Below are 16483 nucleotides of genomic sequence, written 5' to 3' on the forward strand. Positions count from 1 at the left end.
TAGCTTAATTTAACATCTCCATAAACCAACGCAATCGCTTCAGGAGTTCTTGATGCCTGAGATTCAAATAAATCAGAAAGTGTTTTATCTGAAACTACAGACCCTATCCCGTTCCAGGAAGTCACTGTATTTTGATAAGAATCATGACTTAGCAGCTCATAGTTTGTGATCTGTTTTTCTACTTTCCCTTCCAGTAAATCTTCCAGTATTTCAATAAACAGTTCCTTATAAATGTCTACAAATCCCGTAACCAATCTGACATCAAGTTTTTGATTGGCATAACGAACTTTAAAATTAATCTGTCCATCTCTTACTTCCTGCTCAAATGATAATTTTCCTACCAAATCAACATTCAGGTCGCTATTAATAATTACACTACTGGCTCCTTCATAATGAATAACCACATCCTTAAGACTGGTCTGAACAAATCCAAATTCCAATATATTTGATGTAGGAGCATGGCTGATAAGCTCTTCAATAGGAAGATATCTGGCCTTACTTTTTTTCAGCAGATGGGTATAATCTAAATTTTGCTGTACAAGATCCTGAAGTGAAGATTCTTTATGAAACCTATATCCCTTTAAAATAGTATTGATGTGAGCTCCAAAAATAAAGTCCTGTCCTTCCGTAATACCAACAGGATAGTTGATCACCAGGTTATCTATTCCGGAAATTCTATGAAGCAAAACAGCTAATACCAATTGCCCAAATGTATAGGGCGTAAGTTTATATTTTGATGTTAGTTGTCTTACCTTAAGAAATACAGGTTCAGGAAAATTAAACCGGAGTTCACTTACCGGATTGGTGAGAAGCGAGGTTTTCTGTTCAAAATCCGAACGAACTAAATCTGAGGTCTGCAGAAATTTAAATCCAATATTTTCTACATCTTTTAGACTGTTTTCCCAGAAATTAGACATTTCTTCTTTCCCAACTGTCAATATATCATCAAACTGACCCCTCAGTTTTTCGTATAATTTTTTCTGCTCTGCCAGACTTATTGGGTTTACATAGCTAAGATCATTGTAAAAAGTACTGAGTTCTGCATAAATACTGTTAGCACTTAGACCATCAACAAGAATATGAGAAAATATATGGATAATCCTATATCCTCCATTATCAAGCTTGATTGCATAAAATCTTGCCAGCTGGTCCTTTTCAAGATCAAACGGCTGTAAGGCAAGCTTTAATACTTCTTCAGCACCCGGTTCACGGGTAATGAATGTCAATATTTGAGCATCTTCAGAAAGCAGCGGCCTGTGCTTCCAATATAAGCTTCCCGATTCACTTATAACATTACTGTTGAGTAGTAAATTATTGTTGACAAATCGGACTAAGCTTGAATTCAATCTCTGAATATCTATATATCCAGACATTGACTGGTCAAAAATAATGTTGTAGTCACTTCTGAATGGATTCAGTATCCATTCATTATAAAAAGTCGATTGGTAAGATGTTAGCTTCATGGGGATTATATCCTTACGGATATTAGGTTAGGGTTAGGATTTTTATAGATAATCATCAAATACGTATTGGATTCCATTAGGTGTTGATAATGAGAAGTATTTGTATATTTTAAATTTGTGTTTTTTGTTACTTTGTCCTGAAATTTTTGCAATAACAATCTTATTTTAGATCAATAATTCTAATTACAGGAGGGTATTTTAACCACGTCGGGTAGTTGTTAACAATGTCGACAACTACCCTAGTGATTATTTAAAATTTGTTTTTTTACTCTTTAATACAACGAACTGAGATTCCTTGTGCCTTGCTCGCTCCAAATGTCGAGGAAGGAGCTCCAAATTGTGGAATCTGCAATGTATATGCCGCCGGACTAGCCAGAGACCCTGCACTTCGGCTCCAATAAAGTCCGGAATTTCCTGTTGTAACAGTTGATATATTTCCAAGACCTGCATCACGAGTTCCGGCAGCAGGAAGTTTTAATTTGCTTGCTGCAGCACCAGCAATTCCATTACTTAAATTAGAAGCATTTAAATAATTCTGTAGCTGCGCCTGTGATGGAACTGCAAATCCAATAGGACATGGGTTGTTTACAGCAGTACTGCTTTCCCAAAGTGTAATACTTGGAGTTACTCTCCAGTCACTTCCTGTAGCAATGAATCTGGTATCTGTAGGATTATCATTCGCAGTATTTGTAATGGTCGGATTAACTGGTGTTCCCGTATTGGAAGATGTCCAGTTTATCAAATCATGTCCATCCGGTTTTCTTCCCCATTGGAATAATGATCCGTAAGCTTTATAGTCATTGGCAGCTGTTGCCTGTTGTGCAATACTGAAAGAAGGGCTGTTTGTATTGGTATAATCCGCACCTAGATTATTATTTAACCAAGTATATCCATCTTCAGCCTGAACCGGTAAATAAAGGAAATTATGATTCAGACTTCCCAGGTTATCAGGCAATCCGAATTTTCTGTCAGGAATACCCGGTAATATACGGACATCATAATTCTTTGAGGTTCCAACATTGTCAGAAGGGAACTGGAATCTTGCCATTAATACACCAAGATAATCATTCCCTATCCCTGCATTAATGTCCAGTTTACGTGCATTCAACGTACCACCAATTGCTGTAAGAGTTGCTTTAATCGATTTGCTTCCTGCAGTATAAGACTGTGCATTCCAGGAAAGTCTAAGCTGTCTGGAAATACCATCCTCAGTAAGGTTGGCAGGAACCGTTGTTACAGAGCTCCACGCTGATAGATTACCTGTTCCTGTAGCGGTTACTGGTATATAAATTTCAAGCCCTGTTGTCGGAATAAAGCCCTGGTAATCGGCTAATTTATCCGGCACACCATCAGCCGCAACAGGTCTGGCAGTAGTAGCCGGTCCTGTAGGTGCTGTAAATGGAGAATAATCATTGTCGTAAACAGATCCTACAAAATATATTCCCTCAAGTATTGTAATTGTTGGAGGAATTACTGGTGTTCCACTATTCACCGTAAGAGAAAGACCGGAACATGTACTTCCGTTTACCGCAATATTAAATACAGCAGAAGGTGTACTAACCGGAGTCCCGGTAATGTTAAACTGTAAACTTCCATTTCCTACAGCAAATGTACCTGCTGGTAAAGTAGCTGTAAGCCCATTAGCCTGAACACTCTGCGCAGCATAAGCACTCCCGTTACCACCTGTGTAAGGAATTGTTAACGTTCCTGTATAAGGCTGATTCTGAACAGCAGGAGAAGGAGCAAACACTGCGGAAGCACATGTTAAAGCGAAAGCTGTATCTTCTTTCCAGAAACACTGAGACCATGCCCCACCCTGAAATGCCTTTACACACTGTTCTGCTATATCATAGATTAACATCCCGTTAACTGGATTAGCAATGGCTCCTGTGTTAGGAACCCTGTTCAATAATAAACTTTTGTTTGTAGACCCCAGTTCCAGATCAGAACTTAGATGGGGATTGGCAGTATTAATCCCCACCTGAGCTAAGGATAAAGCACTAGCACTTAAATAAATCGATAATAATAGTTTTTTCATCTTAAAATATTCGTTTTTAATAAAGAATTTGGTTCATATAATGTGTTTGTTTTTTTGAAATTGTGAAAAATAAGTAATGGTAGGCCCGGACACTCAGATTCAGGATATTTTTAAGAATTAATGTAAACAACAGATCGCTAAATATCTAAAAAACAATAACTTCCTGTAGCAATTAACCCTTGCCAATTAGACATAGTTCTCCTGTGACAGTTAGTATGATGCCTATTTATAAAGCAACTACTGAATGTAGATCAATCTCAGGAAATTTCTGTCTGAAACTCATTTTCGGGACGATAATATCTGTTATATATTCAGGGGTAAAAACGATATAGGGAATAAAATTCTCATTTTTACATTACTTGCTATGACCGAAATACTGTGCTGAATACTATCAACTTTACCATCCGCGAAATTATGGCGGGCAGTGTTACCACTAATTCATTTATCTTAATATCTCGTCCTTCACAAGAGTTCTCTTCTCTTGTGTATACGTAATGTCTTGTTCACGAAAAGATTGCCCGGCATTAACATTATGGGACAGATTTACGGAACTCTTTGATAAAGATAGTGGATTGGAACTTTTATTGGCTTTTAGGTTTTTGCCTAAACATTTTGACCATTTTCCAGATTGATATGCTTTTACACATTCCTCTGAAAGGTCATAAATCATCATTCCATTGACGGGGTTTGGAACTGCACTTGTGTTTTGAACTCTGTTCAAAATTAAAGCCTTGTTATTCGAACCAAGCTCAAGGTCTGTACTAGGATTTGGGTTATCCTTCTTAATACCTACTTGTGCAAGCGAATACATGCTGAAGCAAATGCAAATTTGCAGCAATATTTTTTTTCTCATTGTGAATTTTTAGTGTTGAAATAATTTCTTTTTCTCCGTGTAAAGATATATGTTAATTTTGAAATCACAAAGAAAATTTTGTAAAAAAATCTTATTTTATCACTAATATATGATTTATTTTAAGTTTTTTTTTCTGGAAAATTGCATTAAATCAGCCCTTATAGTGCATTATAACAGGCATGAATCAATATTGAAACAATTCATAACAAATGGACTTATTCTTAACGTCCAAATCCTCAGATGCTATGCAACAGTGATATCTTTTATCTATAAAAAACTCCTTGGTAAAGAATTTTTTTCCTTCAATAACGCATTCATTGTTTAAAATTTCAAACGAGTCAAGAGAAATCATCATGCCACTACCCTCTGCTTTTAAAACTGCTTCTTTTTTTGTCCAATAAGAAAAAAAACTGCTTATTTTGTCTTCAGACTGATGAATTTCTTCAAATTCACCTCCCGTCATCTGAAATTCAAAATCCAAATAATTGATAGTTTCATCGGAGAACTCAATATCAATTCCAATAGGAAAATCAGCTATAACACAAGCCACAAGATTTTTGGAGTGAGAAATATTAAAATGAATAGGATGGCCTTTTAAAAATGGTTTATTATTGGGTAATTTTCCAATATCAGCCTCATTGATGCCAAAATGAGCACTTAATCCATGCAGCAAAAGAACTCTTCCCAACAGGGAAAGCTGGGCATCCTGCCAGCGCCTGTACTTCAGAATATCTTCCTTAAAATCTTCTGAGAAAGCATTCAAATATCTGTCCATCAAAAATTTGTGCCTGCTTTCATCAATAAATGAATATAGAATAATCATCAAAAATAAATTAGATTAAAAATAGTCATTTTCTTTTTCAAATCTATTTTGAAACTTATTATTTATTTTGCAGTAAGGCCGGCCTCTCCTCAGCAACCTCTATAAATTCCAGGGATCATTAACCGGCTTTTTCAGAAAAAAAGACTGGAATCATAAAGCGCTTTGGAAAATCTTTTATAATTTTAGCCTATAATCACTATAAATCATTTAAAAATGAAAGTACAAACATTAGCATTATTGGCTGGGTGTGCATTTTTAGCAGCTTCTTGCAGCACTATAAAAACGTATGCAGTAAACGCCAAGAGCGGAACACAAACAGGAGGAACAGCAAAGTTTACCCAACAGGGAAACAATGTAATTATGAAGCTTGATGTCACTCATCTGACCCCTGGAATCCATGCGGTACACATTCATGAAAAAGGAGACTGTTCCGCAGCAGATGGAACATCTACCGGAGGACATTGGAATCCTGGTAAAGATGACCATGGAAAATGGGGAGCTGAACACTTCCATATGGGAGATATCGGTAACCTGATTGCGGACGAGAGTGGAAATGCTACTTTAACTTTTAAGACAGACAAATGGTGTCTTACCTGTACTGATGAGTCTAAAAACATCATTGGAAAAGGTCTTATCGTGCATGCCGCAGCAGACGATTTCCATACTCAGCCTACAGGAAATGCAGGAGGAAGAGTGGGATGTGTAGAAATTAAATAAATCCTTTTTATTTCAATAAAAAAGCCGCTAACTTTCATTAGCGGCTTTTTTATGATTATGATTTTGTTCCCATATCTGCAACAATATTCATTGCTTCCTGCAGGTAGAGATCTTTTTTCAGATTTTTGATCCACATTTCAGATTTCTTCTTAAATGCTTCATCTTTTTTCGCTCTTTCTATTTCACTTGGATACATCATAAACTGAAGTCCGTTTTCAAATTTAGTCAGCGCTTTAAACTTCTCAATCTGAGACTTTCTATGCTTCATCAATTCATTAAATTTATTGATATTCAGCGTAATGTTTTCTTCTTTATCCAGCTTTTCTCTCCATTGAGCTGATTCTAACAACAACTGGTAATTGCTGTTTTTAGCCATTCTTTCAGAGCTTGCTTTCTCAAGAGCCTGAATGTTGAAATAGTTTAGCTTTTCAAATTTCGTAGGTGGAATTTTATCCCACGCCAATGCGTAATCATCATATCGCTCTCCTACTTCAGCATAGGTAAAGAAATCTTTCATCTGAATATCTGAAACAATTCCTTTTCTCTGAGTAGATTCTCCTGTAATTCTATAGAACTTTTGAATCGTCAGCTTTAAAGATCCGAAATCATCTTCAGTATTCAAAAATCTATTCAGATCCACAAAAGTCTGTACGGTACCTTTTCCGAAAGATTGTGGTGATCCGATGATCATTGCTCTTCCGTAATCCTGCATTACTCCTGCTAAAATTTCTGAAGCTGAAGCTGAAAGTTCATTTTGCATGATTACTAAAGGTCCCGTCCATATAGGAGCTTCATATTTGTTCTTTAAGGTCTGGATTTTTCCATTTCCATCCTTCACCTGAACATAAGGTCCTGCATCCATGAAAAGACCCATAATATCTCCAACTTCCGTTAAAGATCCTCCCCCATTATTTCTCAGATCAAGAATAATCCCTTCAATATTCTGAGCTTTCAGTTTTACAATTTCATTTTTAATATCATCGGAAGCATTTCTTCCTTTTGCATTTTCAAAATCAGCGTTAAAGCTTGGAAGGTTGATGAATCCGTATTTCTTTCCGTTAGGGGTATTCACTACAATACTTCTTGCAAAAGTATCTTCAATAGCTACCTCCTCACGAATCATAGTAACGTCCTTTATAGATCCGTCCTTTTTCTGAACCGTTAGTGTTACCGGTGTTCCTTTTTCACCTCTGATCAGCCTTACCGCTTCATCAGAAAGCATTCCTACAACATTTACCGCGTCATCTTTCGGTTTAGATTTCACCTTTAAGATCTTATCCCCTTCAGAAAGCTGCTTAGATTTCCACGCCGGAGCTCCAATGGTTAGAGCACCAAGGAAAAGATTTCCTTTTTTCTCCTGGATAATGGCTCCAATACCAATTACTTTTCCGGTAAACTGGCTGTCAAAATCTTCTTTATCTTTTGGTGAATAATAATTCGTGTGTGGATCAAATACTTCCGTATATGCATTCATATACACTGTAAACCAATCCATTTTCTTTCTCTTTTTGAATCTTGTAAAGGTATCTTTTACAAGGTCTTTTACTTCATCCGTAGCCTTCTTAATCTTTTCATCCTGAGTAAGAACCTTGAAATTGATAGTATCTTTCAGTTTGTACTTCTGAACGGAATCTTTTTTCTCTTTCTGAGCTTCCTCTTTACTGTTCATTGATTCAATCTCCTGAAGGATATTATATTTGATGAACTTCTTCCACTCGTTATACTGCTCCTGCTTATTGGCAGGTATTTTTTTAAGCTTTGGCTCAAGGGTAAGCGCTTCATCTTCCTGAAGATTAATCGGCTTACTAAAAATATCCTGGGTAATCTTATCAATGTCATCCACTCTTTGGTAGAGTCTGTCTATGGTAAGCTTATAAAAGGTAAGATCACCCTGGCTGATATAGTCATCAAGCTTGGTTTCATGCTTGCTGAATTCATCCATATCAGATTGCAGGAAATATCTTTTTGCAGGGTCTACCAATTCGAAATAATGCTTATAAACGTCCTTAGAGTAGGCATCATTAATAGTTTTTGGGCTATAATGAAGATAAGAAAGTGTATTTTTTACGCTCACCATTATTGTTTGCATCTTTTCATCGTCATTCTTTGGCGAGTTGAAACAAAACATTAGACTTGTTAATGGAATTAGGAGTAAAAATTTATTCAGTTTGAAATTTTTCCACATAAACTGTCCTGTATTTATTAATTTTTTTAAAAATAAGTATATCAATTAGTAACACAAAATACTCGTATTGTTACAAACGATCAAATTTAATACCTTATTTACAAATATCGTATAGTTTTAGTAATTTTTATCAAAAGAGCTATGTAAATAATACAGCCTCTTCTTTATACTCCCTGAGCATTGAATTTTATCTCATACAGGGAAATACCTTTACACCCTCCTTCTACAATGGCTTTAAGACATTATTTCCTTGCTGTCAAATCCAAACAACAGGTACCACAAAAACAGTTTTTACGGCATAAAGGCACAGATTATGCTGATAGTTAAACAGATAACTTTAAAAATGTAACGTTATGAGAAATATATTATGGTTAGTAGCAGTCATTTGTATCGTTGTTTGGCTTTTAGGAATGCTAGGAATTGTACCGGGAATCAGTACCGGATACCTGCTTCATGTTCTCCTGGTCATTGCCATTATTGTTATTCTTTACAATATTATAACAGGTAGAAAACCTCTCGATTAAGCCTTACTCAAATTATCAAACTTTAAAAGATGTACATTTCAGTGAGATTGTGTGGGTGTCATTTTTCAAAAATAAAACCCGTTGCAGTTTCACTGAAAAGCATCCCTTAGTTCCGATTCCTTTTTTTGATATTTAAGGTCAGAAAACACTCTATTTTACGCCTATTTTTGATTTTTTCTGAGAAATCCGATTCATTTATTACCCAACAGATATTTTATAACAGGTTATTTTTAACTACATTTGATGTGTTGAAATTTCTTTTTGTCCAAGTTGAATAACCGGACAGACTGAACTTCATTTTTATTAAAAAATTAAAATATTTTATGGAAAGACCACTTATTCTGGTTACTAATGATGATGGAATTACAGCTCCTGGTATCAGAAATCTTGTAAATTTTATGAATGAAATCGGAGAAGTTGTTGTTGTAGCCCCTAACTCTCCCCAAAGTGGAAAAGGCCACGCTATTACCATTAATTCTACTCTAAGCTACGAAGAAGTTACCCTTGAAGGTCCACAAAAAGATTTTTCCTGTAGTGGAACTCCTGTAGACTGTGTAAAAATGGCTCTTGACAAAATTATGACAAGAAGACCGGACATCGTTGTTTCAGGAATTAACCATGGGGCTAATTCTTCTATTAATGTGATCTATTCTGGAACGATGTCTGCTGCTGTAGAAGCCGGAGTGGAAGGAATTCCTGCGATTGGATTCTCATTACTGGATTTCAGCTGGGAGGCAGATTTTACCCAGGCTAAAGAATATATTCAGAATATCGTCAGAAGGACTCTTGAAAAGCCAATGCCAAAAGGAATTGTGCTGAATGTCAATATTCCCAAACTGCCTGCTGAAGAAATAAAAGGAGTAAAAGTCTGCAAACAGGCTCATGCAAAATGGGAAGAAAGTTTTGACGAAAGAATAAATCCACATGGAAAAAAATACTACTGGCTTACAGGATATTTTAACAATATGGATGAATCTGAAGATGCTGATGAAACAGCTTTGGCCAACGGATATATTTCTATCGTACCCGTAAAATTCGACCTTACTGCATATGAGTATATCAATACGCTGGAAGAAGTAATGACTTTTGACCGTGTAGAAGTAAAATAACCGTTTTCTATTACGAATGGTTTTTAAGAACATATAAAAGAGCCGTGAAAATTATTTCACGGCTCTTTATTTTTTTATGCTGATTCAGGTTAAAACAGGACCTTGTCCTCTTTTCTCAGCTCTTCCAGATAATTCTTCTTTTCATCTCTATAGAAAAGATTCATTGTTTCAAAAGGGATTAGCTTCAGGTCCTTATTGACAATATGTACGCAGGATTTTTTTACCGCACGAACATCAAAATCATGAGCATCCATAAAATTCATAATGATAATTCTGAACAGATTATCGTAATCAAAATTGGGAGCACATACTTCTGGAAGACAACAGAGTAACTGGTTAACTTTAGGTTGTACTTTATCTACAGAAATCCCTGTGCTGAATATATCCAGCAACTGCATCTGAAGTCCTTGATCCTGCTCGTATACAATGGTGTTTTTCGATTCATTATTCAAAAGATCAGCAGGATTGATATATCGGGTTAAAGGGATGGTTTCTCCTTCTAATTTTAGAATATATCCCATGGCCAAAGCATCCGGATTACAGGGAACAGGGATGATATCATCAGAATTTAACAGAGGAAACTGATTGAGGATTTCCTGCCTTACTTCTGTTAAGGTAATTTTCTCATGAGAAGAATCTTCTCTGTTTCTCCCCGCAATTTCTACCGGTTGAAAAGTGATTCCCCGTACACATTTCTGTTTCAGAGCAAACTCAATGATCTTACCAATCTCATCTATATTTTTGTCTTTCTGCAGTACAATAACCAATGTAGTGGAAAGATTAAGTGCATTCAGTTTCTCCAGGGCTTTCATTCTTACCGCCGTAAGATCTTTTCCCCTGAAATCTTCCAATACTTCAGGTTTAAATGAATCAAACTGAAGATATACCTCAAATTCCGGCGCATAGGTCGCTAATTTTTCTGCAAATCCTGGATCATTGGCTATTCTTATCCCATTGGTATTTAACATCAGGTGTTTGATGGGTTTCGACTTGGCAATGTCCATGATTTTAAAAAACTCAGGATGTATGGTAGGTTCTCCTCCACTGATCTGAACAACATCCGGCTCGCCTTCATTTTTAACGATAATATCAAACATCGCTTCTATTTCCTCCAGACTTCTGTGGCTTCCATAATGAGGAGAAGACATGGCATAGCATGTAGGACAGGTCAAATTACACCGGTCTGTAACTTCTACTATAGAAAGACAGCTATGCTGCTCATGATCTACACAAAGCCCGCAGTCGTAGGGACATCCATACTCCACATCCGTTCCGAAATGATGGGGCATCTCTGAAGCTTTGTTATAATTCCTGATGTTTTTATAATATTGTACATCTGAGGCTATTTTTGTTTTGAAGAATCCATGGTCCGGACATCTTTTCGTCATAAAAACAGTTTCATCCTCAATAATGATCTTTGCCCCCACTCTTTTAAGACATTCAGGGCAAAGACTGATTGTATAATCGTAATACGTATAGTTTCTTACCGGCATAATATTATTTTAAAGGCCTCCACAAATATATCCGCTAATCAAACCGCAGATTAAAATACAGATTACCATCGTTTGTATAAATTGTTTTTTACTGAACTTTCTGTCTCCTTTCCATTCATAGATTACTTTCGTAATGAAAGCGACTACCAGAGAAATTAACAAAGCGCCCAAAATAATCAGTCCAATGATCATTACGACTACGCCGGCCAGGTTGCCCACTTCTAAAATTGTTAAAGATTTCATCGTGAATATTTTAATATAAGGATTTGGTATTTTTAATAGTATAAATGTAATAAATAATTACACAAATACATACAATCTGTATAGTCCCTAAATTACCGGCAATTTCTATTCTTGGCTTAATGAAATCCAAAAAGAGTCTGAAAGTAAAATAGCTGAGCATAAATACCTGAAAAATAAATCCTGAGGAGTGGTTTTTCAAACGCTGGATATAACGTAAAGCAATCCATAAAATAAACAGAAATGCAATCTCATAAAGCGCTACAGGATGTCTTAGATATTGATCTCCCAGATGCATTCCAAAGATTGAATCGGTAGGAATTCCATAGGTTTCTTCATGAATTCCCGTAAGAAAACAACCGACTCTTCCGATCATTATGGCAAGCATTAAAGGAAAAACGATTAAGTCTCCGGTACTTTCTGTATGTTTTACTATTTTTTTCGCCAGCTCCACTCCGATTAATCCAAAAGCCAGGCCGCCCACAATCGTATTGTTAGACCAAAATCTTTTAAAGCTGAAATTTTCGAATAGTGTGTAAGGATTTTCAAGGTTTCCAATCAGTTTTGAACCTATTAAAGCTCCGGCTGTGGCTCCTATTAATACAGCAGCGGAAGTATTAAAACTAAGCTTCTCTTTCGACTTCCTTTTAAGGTAAAAATAATACCGCATACCCAAGAACATCCCAATTGTTTCAAAAATAGGATGTGCCAGAATTGTTGTTCCGAAAATATGGAAAGTTACAGGAAAATCCATTGCTTCAAAAATAATCTATTTGAGATTATTTACTACCTTTATTCTGACAAATAATTATAAAATGCGTATAGAATATGAAATAAAACTGGGATTCAAGGATGTAATGTTCCGTCCCAAACGTTCTACTCTAAAATCCCGGTCAGAAGTTGATCTGGAAAGAGAATTTATTTTCAGACATTCTCAAAAGAAATGGAGCGGGGTCCCTGTTATTGCAGCTAATATGGATACGGTTGGTACTTTTGAAATGGCTGTAGAACTGGCAAAAGAAAAAATAATTACAGCTATCCATAAACACTATACTGTGGAAGAATGGAGTGAATTTCTTCAAAGCCAGCCCGAAAGTATTTATCAGTATATCGCTTTAAGTACCGGTACGGGAAAAGCTGATGAAGAAAAAATCAGACAGATCCTTGAAAAGCATCCAAAAATCGAGTTTCTCTGCATTGATGTAGCCAATGGTTATTCGGAACATTTCGTTGGATTTGTGAAGAAAGCAAGGGCGAATTTTCCGGATAAAATTATTATAGCTGGAAATGTAGTAACCGGAGAGATGGTAGAAGAGCTTCTTTTGGTAGGAGCAGATATCATTAAAGTAGGAATAGGCCCCGGATCAGTTTGTACCACCCGGGTGAAAACAGGGGTAGGATATCCTCAACTTTCAGCGGTCATTGAGTGTGCAGATGCTGCTCATGGTTTAGGAGGCCACATTATAGCAGACGGAGGCTGTAAGGTTCCCGGAGACGTAGCCAAAGCATTTGGGGGTGGAGCGGATTTTGTGATGCTGGGAGGAATGTTCGCCGGACATGATGAAAGCGGAGGCGAAATGGTAGAGGAAAATGGTAAAAAATACCGTTTGTTTTATGGGATGAGCTCAAAAACAGCTATGGATAAACATTCCGGAGGCGTAGCAGAATACCGTGCTTCTGAGGGAAAGACCGTAAAAGTTGCTTACAAAGGTCCTGTATCAGAAACCGTAAAAGACATTTTAGGAGGGGTAAGATCTACCTGTACTTATGTAGGAGCTTCCAAGCTTAAACAGCTTTCCAAAAGAACTACTTTTATTAGAGTTCAGGAACAGGAAAATCAAATCTTTAAAGACTAATATTGATTATTTTAATCTGCTGAATGAGCAGCGATAAGAATAAAAAAAGGCTGTACGGAATGTACAGCCTTTTATATTTTTAAGTTAACATTCCTCCGTCAACGTTCAATGTCTGTCCTGATATATAAGAAGCCATTTCGCTTCCTAAAAATACACAGGCATTAGCAACATCTACAGGCTGTCCTCCTCTTTTCATAGGGATACCCTCTCTCCACTCCTGAACTATTTTCTCATCTAAAACAGCTGTCATTTCCGTTTCAATGAATCCTGGAGCAATAGCATTACATCTGATATTTCTGGATCCCAGTTCCAGGGCAACAGATTTGGTGAATCCAATTACACCGGCTTTAGAAGCCGCGTAGTTTGCCTGTCCTGCATGTCCTTTGATTCCGACTACAGAAGTCATATTAATAATAGATCCTGATCTGGCCTTCATCATCGGCTTGATTACCGCTTTTGTAAGGTTGAAAACTGAATCTAAATTTACTCTCAATACCTGATCCCAATCTTCTTTAGACATTCTCAATAGCAGGTTATCTTTTGTAATCCCTGCATTGTTTATCAAAATATCAATTTGCCCAAACTCCTTCATTACATCATCTACCAATTGCTGAGCAGCATCATAATCCGATGCATCAGACTGATATCCTTTAATTTGGGTTACAGAACTTAAAGATGCTTCTAATTCTTTAGCTTTGTCTACAGAGCCGGCATAAGTAAATGCTATTTTTGCACCATGCTGTGCAAATACTTCAGCAATCCCTTTTCCGATTCCTCTTGTAGCTCCGGTAATTAGTGCTACTTTTCCTTCTAATAGTTTCATATTTATTGACAATTATTTTCTTTATAACTCATTCAGCTTATGAATGCTGACTCATTTTCGATCTATAATTCTTTTCCAGAATTAACCGGTTTGCAAAGATATTATAAATTGTCATGCAACGCATTCAAATCATTAAATTACTGATTTTTTTTATCAATTTTCACTTTTTTATTAAAGTTGAGAGGCCGCATTTCTGAACCTTGTAAAATAAATAAAGTCGGATTTTTTATTTTTATCCAGCCTCAATACTTCTTTTTCCCAAAAATACGCATCATAAATAATCTCTTTCAGCGGCTCATTTTGGAAATTCAGAACACCATATCTGCCATCTTTCTTTACTACAATTTCATTTTCATAGTTTTCAAATACTACGATGTCTTCATATACAAAAGGAACAATTTCTTTTCCTGCTTCGTCTAAAATACCAAACAGATTATCTTTATTTTTGCATACCAACGGTTTTGAATATTGATTAAGGAGATTAAAATAATCTGTATCCAGGCTTTTGATCATGGTAATACCCTGTAACTCTGTCAACGAGCGATTTCCCAATGAAAACCGGTAATACTTATCCTGATTTCTGATCATTAAACTATTAGGATAAAAACCAAGGATCTGATCTCCATCATGTAGCATATTCTTAAGATCTTTGTCCAACAGCTTTTCTTCATTTTCTTTCTTAAGATAAATAAAGTCTTTTCCTGAGATGACAAAGCTTTTGATAAAATCGTATTCCTGAGGGATAATTACATTGCCTTCTACATCAACGATTCCTGATTTCTTTGATTGATCACTGTACACATTGAAAAGACGGTCAAACAAAGGAGTCAGATACCTGAAACTGCTGGGATAAAGCTGCTGGTCTTTTTTATAAAAAACAGTTGTTTTATTGCTTTTTTTAAGATAGATATATTCTTTTTTGCCAAAATATTCAGGAGTAATATCAGAGAAAATCTCTTCAGCCATGGTATTTTCATCGAGATCGATTAACCCATATTTTCCTGTGTTTTTGTTCTTTGTAATAAGATAGGGATATGCATTAATATCTGCTATATTCTTTGAAAACCGATGGAGTGTATTTCCATTTAATCCAATAATTTCACTCTGCCCTTCTTCATTAACAATCAAAGCTTTATCCTCTTCAAAATGATAATCTTCTCTGAATTCCCTTTCAGTGACCTGCCTGCCATTAAAATCGTAAAGCAGCCATTTTTTATTTTGTAAAACAAAGAACCTGTTCTTGGCAACAAATCTTATTTTATCAGAATAAGGAATAATCTGTTTCCCATTATAATCATAAACAGCCTCCTTATCTTGTCTGGAAGAAATAATCCGCTCTTTGCTGAACCACGGTGTATTAAACTCCTGTTCATCCAAAGAAATCAGCTCATTTCCTTTTTCATCAATGATTCCTGATCTAGCTTTGCTTCCTTCTTCAGACCTAAGCACAAATCTGTTTTTGAAAATATGATAAATACTGCCTCTGTAAGGAGATTCAAATGTAATTCTCCCCAATGAATCTACAATTCCCTGTTTCCGGGTAGCAGCATCATATACCGTTCCATATCCTTCTGTATAGGAGCTGACTTCTTTTCCAATCTTTTTTGATAAAAGAACTTTAGTGTACTGATGAGACTGTGCTGCACAAATAGTGGAGCACAATGCGAAAACTAATCTTTTCAATTAAATAGAATTATTGACGATAAGAACGATCTCCCCCTTTAAAGTTTTACTCTTGGAAAATTCAATTAATTCATTGATAGTCCCCCTTTTAGTTTCTTCAAATTTTTTAGAAATCTCCCGGCTTAAGCTTGCTTTGGTCTCTTCTCCAAAGAATTCTTTGATCTGTTCCAAAGTAGTATTGATCTTGTGAGGACTCTCATACAGGACAATAGTTTTCTTTTCTTCAGCCAGCTGCTTCAGCTTTGTTTGCCTTCCTTTTTTCTGGGGTAAAAATCCTGCAAATAGAAATTCATTATTGGGAAGTCCCGAAACCACCAAAGCAGGAATAAGAGCCGTAGCTCCAGGCAGACAGATCATTTCTAAACCATTATCTGCTCCGGCTTTTGCCAGTAAATAACCGGGATCTGAAATTCCCGGAGTTCCCGCATCTGTAATAATGGCGATATTCTGACCGCTTTTAAGGTCGGCAATCACTTTTTCAGTTGCCTGATGCTCATTATGCAAATGATAAGATTTCAAAGGTTTTGAGATCTCAAAATGTTTTAAAAGAACACCAGAAGTCCTGGTATCTTCACATAAAATATAATCAACTTCTTTCAAAACATTTACTGCTCTGAAAGTCATATCTTCCAAATTTCCTACAGGCGTAGGAACAAAATATAAGATTCCGCTCAAA

15 protein-coding genes are annotated in these 16483 nt (G+C 36.1%); 4 read left to right on the top strand and 11 right to left on the bottom strand.

Annotated elements, in window-relative coordinates:
• The 4 genes from B8967_RS17080 to B8967_RS17095 all read right to left on the bottom strand — a co-directional run.
• A partial coding sequence (locus tag B8967_RS17080; RefSeq protein WP_143330544.1) for a condensation domain-containing protein occupies positions 1 to 1463 on the bottom strand: 1463 nt, incomplete at its 3' end.
• A gap of 265 nt (positions 1464 to 1728) precedes the next feature.
• Positions 1729 to 3501, bottom strand: coding sequence for a fibrobacter succinogenes major paralogous domain-containing protein (locus B8967_RS17085; protein ID WP_084086868.1), 1773 nt, complete (start codon positions 3499 to 3501; stop codon positions 1729 to 1731).
• 442 nt (positions 3502 to 3943) lie between these two features.
• Positions 3944 to 4354 (bottom strand): hypothetical protein, encoded by a 411-nt coding sequence (locus B8967_RS17090; protein ID WP_143330545.1) that lies wholly within the window; start codon positions 4352 to 4354, stop codon positions 3944 to 3946.
• Between the two features lie 184 nt (positions 4355 to 4538).
• On the bottom strand, positions 4539 to 5129 hold the full coding sequence (locus tag B8967_RS17095; RefSeq protein ID WP_179140082.1) for a 4'-phosphopantetheinyl transferase family protein: 591 nt from the start codon (positions 5127 to 5129) through the stop codon (positions 4539 to 4541).
• Between the two features lie 261 nt (positions 5130 to 5390).
• Here B8967_RS17095 and B8967_RS17100 point away from each other — a divergent pair, with 261 nt between their 5' ends.
• Positions 5391 to 5894 carry a superoxide dismutase family protein gene (locus B8967_RS17100; RefSeq protein WP_047490011.1) on the top strand — a complete coding sequence of 168 codons (504 nt, stop codon included), beginning with the start codon at positions 5391 to 5393 and terminating at the stop codon, positions 5892 to 5894.
• 55 nt (positions 5895 to 5949) lie between these two features.
• Here the strand turns inward: B8967_RS17100 and B8967_RS17105 are convergent, their stop codons facing one another.
• Positions 5950 to 8079, bottom strand: a complete 2130-nt coding sequence (locus tag B8967_RS17105) for a carboxy terminal-processing peptidase (protein ID WP_047490009.1) — start codon at positions 8077 to 8079, stop codon at positions 5950 to 5952.
• Between the two features lie 353 nt (positions 8080 to 8432).
• Here B8967_RS17105 and B8967_RS22335 point away from each other — a divergent pair, with 353 nt between their 5' ends.
• Together B8967_RS22335 and surE are read left to right on the top strand one after the other, a co-directional pair.
• Positions 8433 to 8603 carry a lmo0937 family membrane protein gene (locus B8967_RS22335; protein ID WP_143330546.1) on the top strand — a complete coding sequence of 57 codons (171 nt, stop codon included), beginning with the start codon at positions 8433 to 8435 and terminating at the stop codon, positions 8601 to 8603.
• 323 nt (positions 8604 to 8926) lie between these two features.
• On the top strand, positions 8927 to 9712 hold the full coding sequence (surE, locus tag B8967_RS17110; protein ID WP_084086871.1) for a 5'/3'-nucleotidase SurE: 786 nt from the start codon (positions 8927 to 8929) through the stop codon (positions 9710 to 9712).
• Positions 9713 to 9801: 89 nt separating this feature from the next.
• Here surE and B8967_RS17115 read toward each other — a convergent pair whose 3' ends face one another.
• Genes B8967_RS17115 through B8967_RS17125 form a run of 3 tightly spaced genes read right to left on the bottom strand, consistent with a single transcriptional unit; the run spans position 9802 to position 12199 of the window.
• Entirely contained in the window at positions 9802 to 11205 is a 1404-nt protein-coding gene (locus B8967_RS17115) for a radical SAM protein (protein ID WP_084086872.1), read from the bottom strand.
• 9 nt (positions 11206 to 11214) lie between these two features.
• Positions 11215 to 11448, bottom strand: a complete 234-nt coding sequence (locus tag B8967_RS17120; protein WP_047489996.1) for a hypothetical protein — start codon at positions 11446 to 11448, stop codon at positions 11215 to 11217.
• A 10-nt stretch (positions 11449 to 11458) separates the two neighbouring features.
• Positions 11459 to 12199, bottom strand: coding sequence for a prolipoprotein diacylglyceryl transferase (locus B8967_RS17125; protein ID WP_084086873.1), 741 nt, complete (start codon positions 12197 to 12199; stop codon positions 11459 to 11461).
• 61 nt (positions 12200 to 12260) lie between these two features.
• On the opposite strand from B8967_RS17125, the gene B8967_RS17130 reads away from it, so the two are divergent.
• On the top strand, positions 12261 to 13301 hold the full coding sequence (locus B8967_RS17130) for a GMP reductase (RefSeq protein WP_084086874.1): 1041 nt from the start codon (positions 12261 to 12263) through the stop codon (positions 13299 to 13301).
• A 79-nt stretch (positions 13302 to 13380) separates the two neighbouring features.
• On the opposite strand, the gene fabG is transcribed toward B8967_RS17130, so the two are convergent.
• The 3 genes from fabG to rsmI form a co-directional block, all read right to left on the bottom strand.
• Positions 13381 to 14124, bottom strand: a complete 744-nt coding sequence (gene fabG / locus B8967_RS17135; RefSeq protein WP_084086875.1) for a 3-oxoacyl-[acyl-carrier-protein] reductase — start codon at positions 14122 to 14124, stop codon at positions 13381 to 13383.
• Positions 14125 to 14295: 171 nt separating this feature from the next.
• Positions 14296 to 15807, bottom strand: a complete 1512-nt coding sequence (locus tag B8967_RS17140; RefSeq protein WP_143330547.1) for a WG repeat-containing protein — start codon at positions 15805 to 15807, stop codon at positions 14296 to 14298.
• Positions 15808 to 16482 (bottom strand): 16S rRNA (cytidine(1402)-2'-O)-methyltransferase, encoded by a 675-nt coding sequence (gene rsmI, locus B8967_RS17145; RefSeq protein ID WP_047489981.1) that lies wholly within the window; start codon positions 16480 to 16482, stop codon positions 15808 to 15810.
• Between the last annotated feature and the right edge of the window lies 1 nt (position 16483).

It is taken from the genome of Chryseobacterium sp. YR221 (assembly GCF_900176315.1).
Taxonomy (GTDB): domain Bacteria; phylum Bacteroidota; class Bacteroidia; order Flavobacteriales; family Weeksellaceae; genus Chryseobacterium; species Chryseobacterium rhizosphaerae.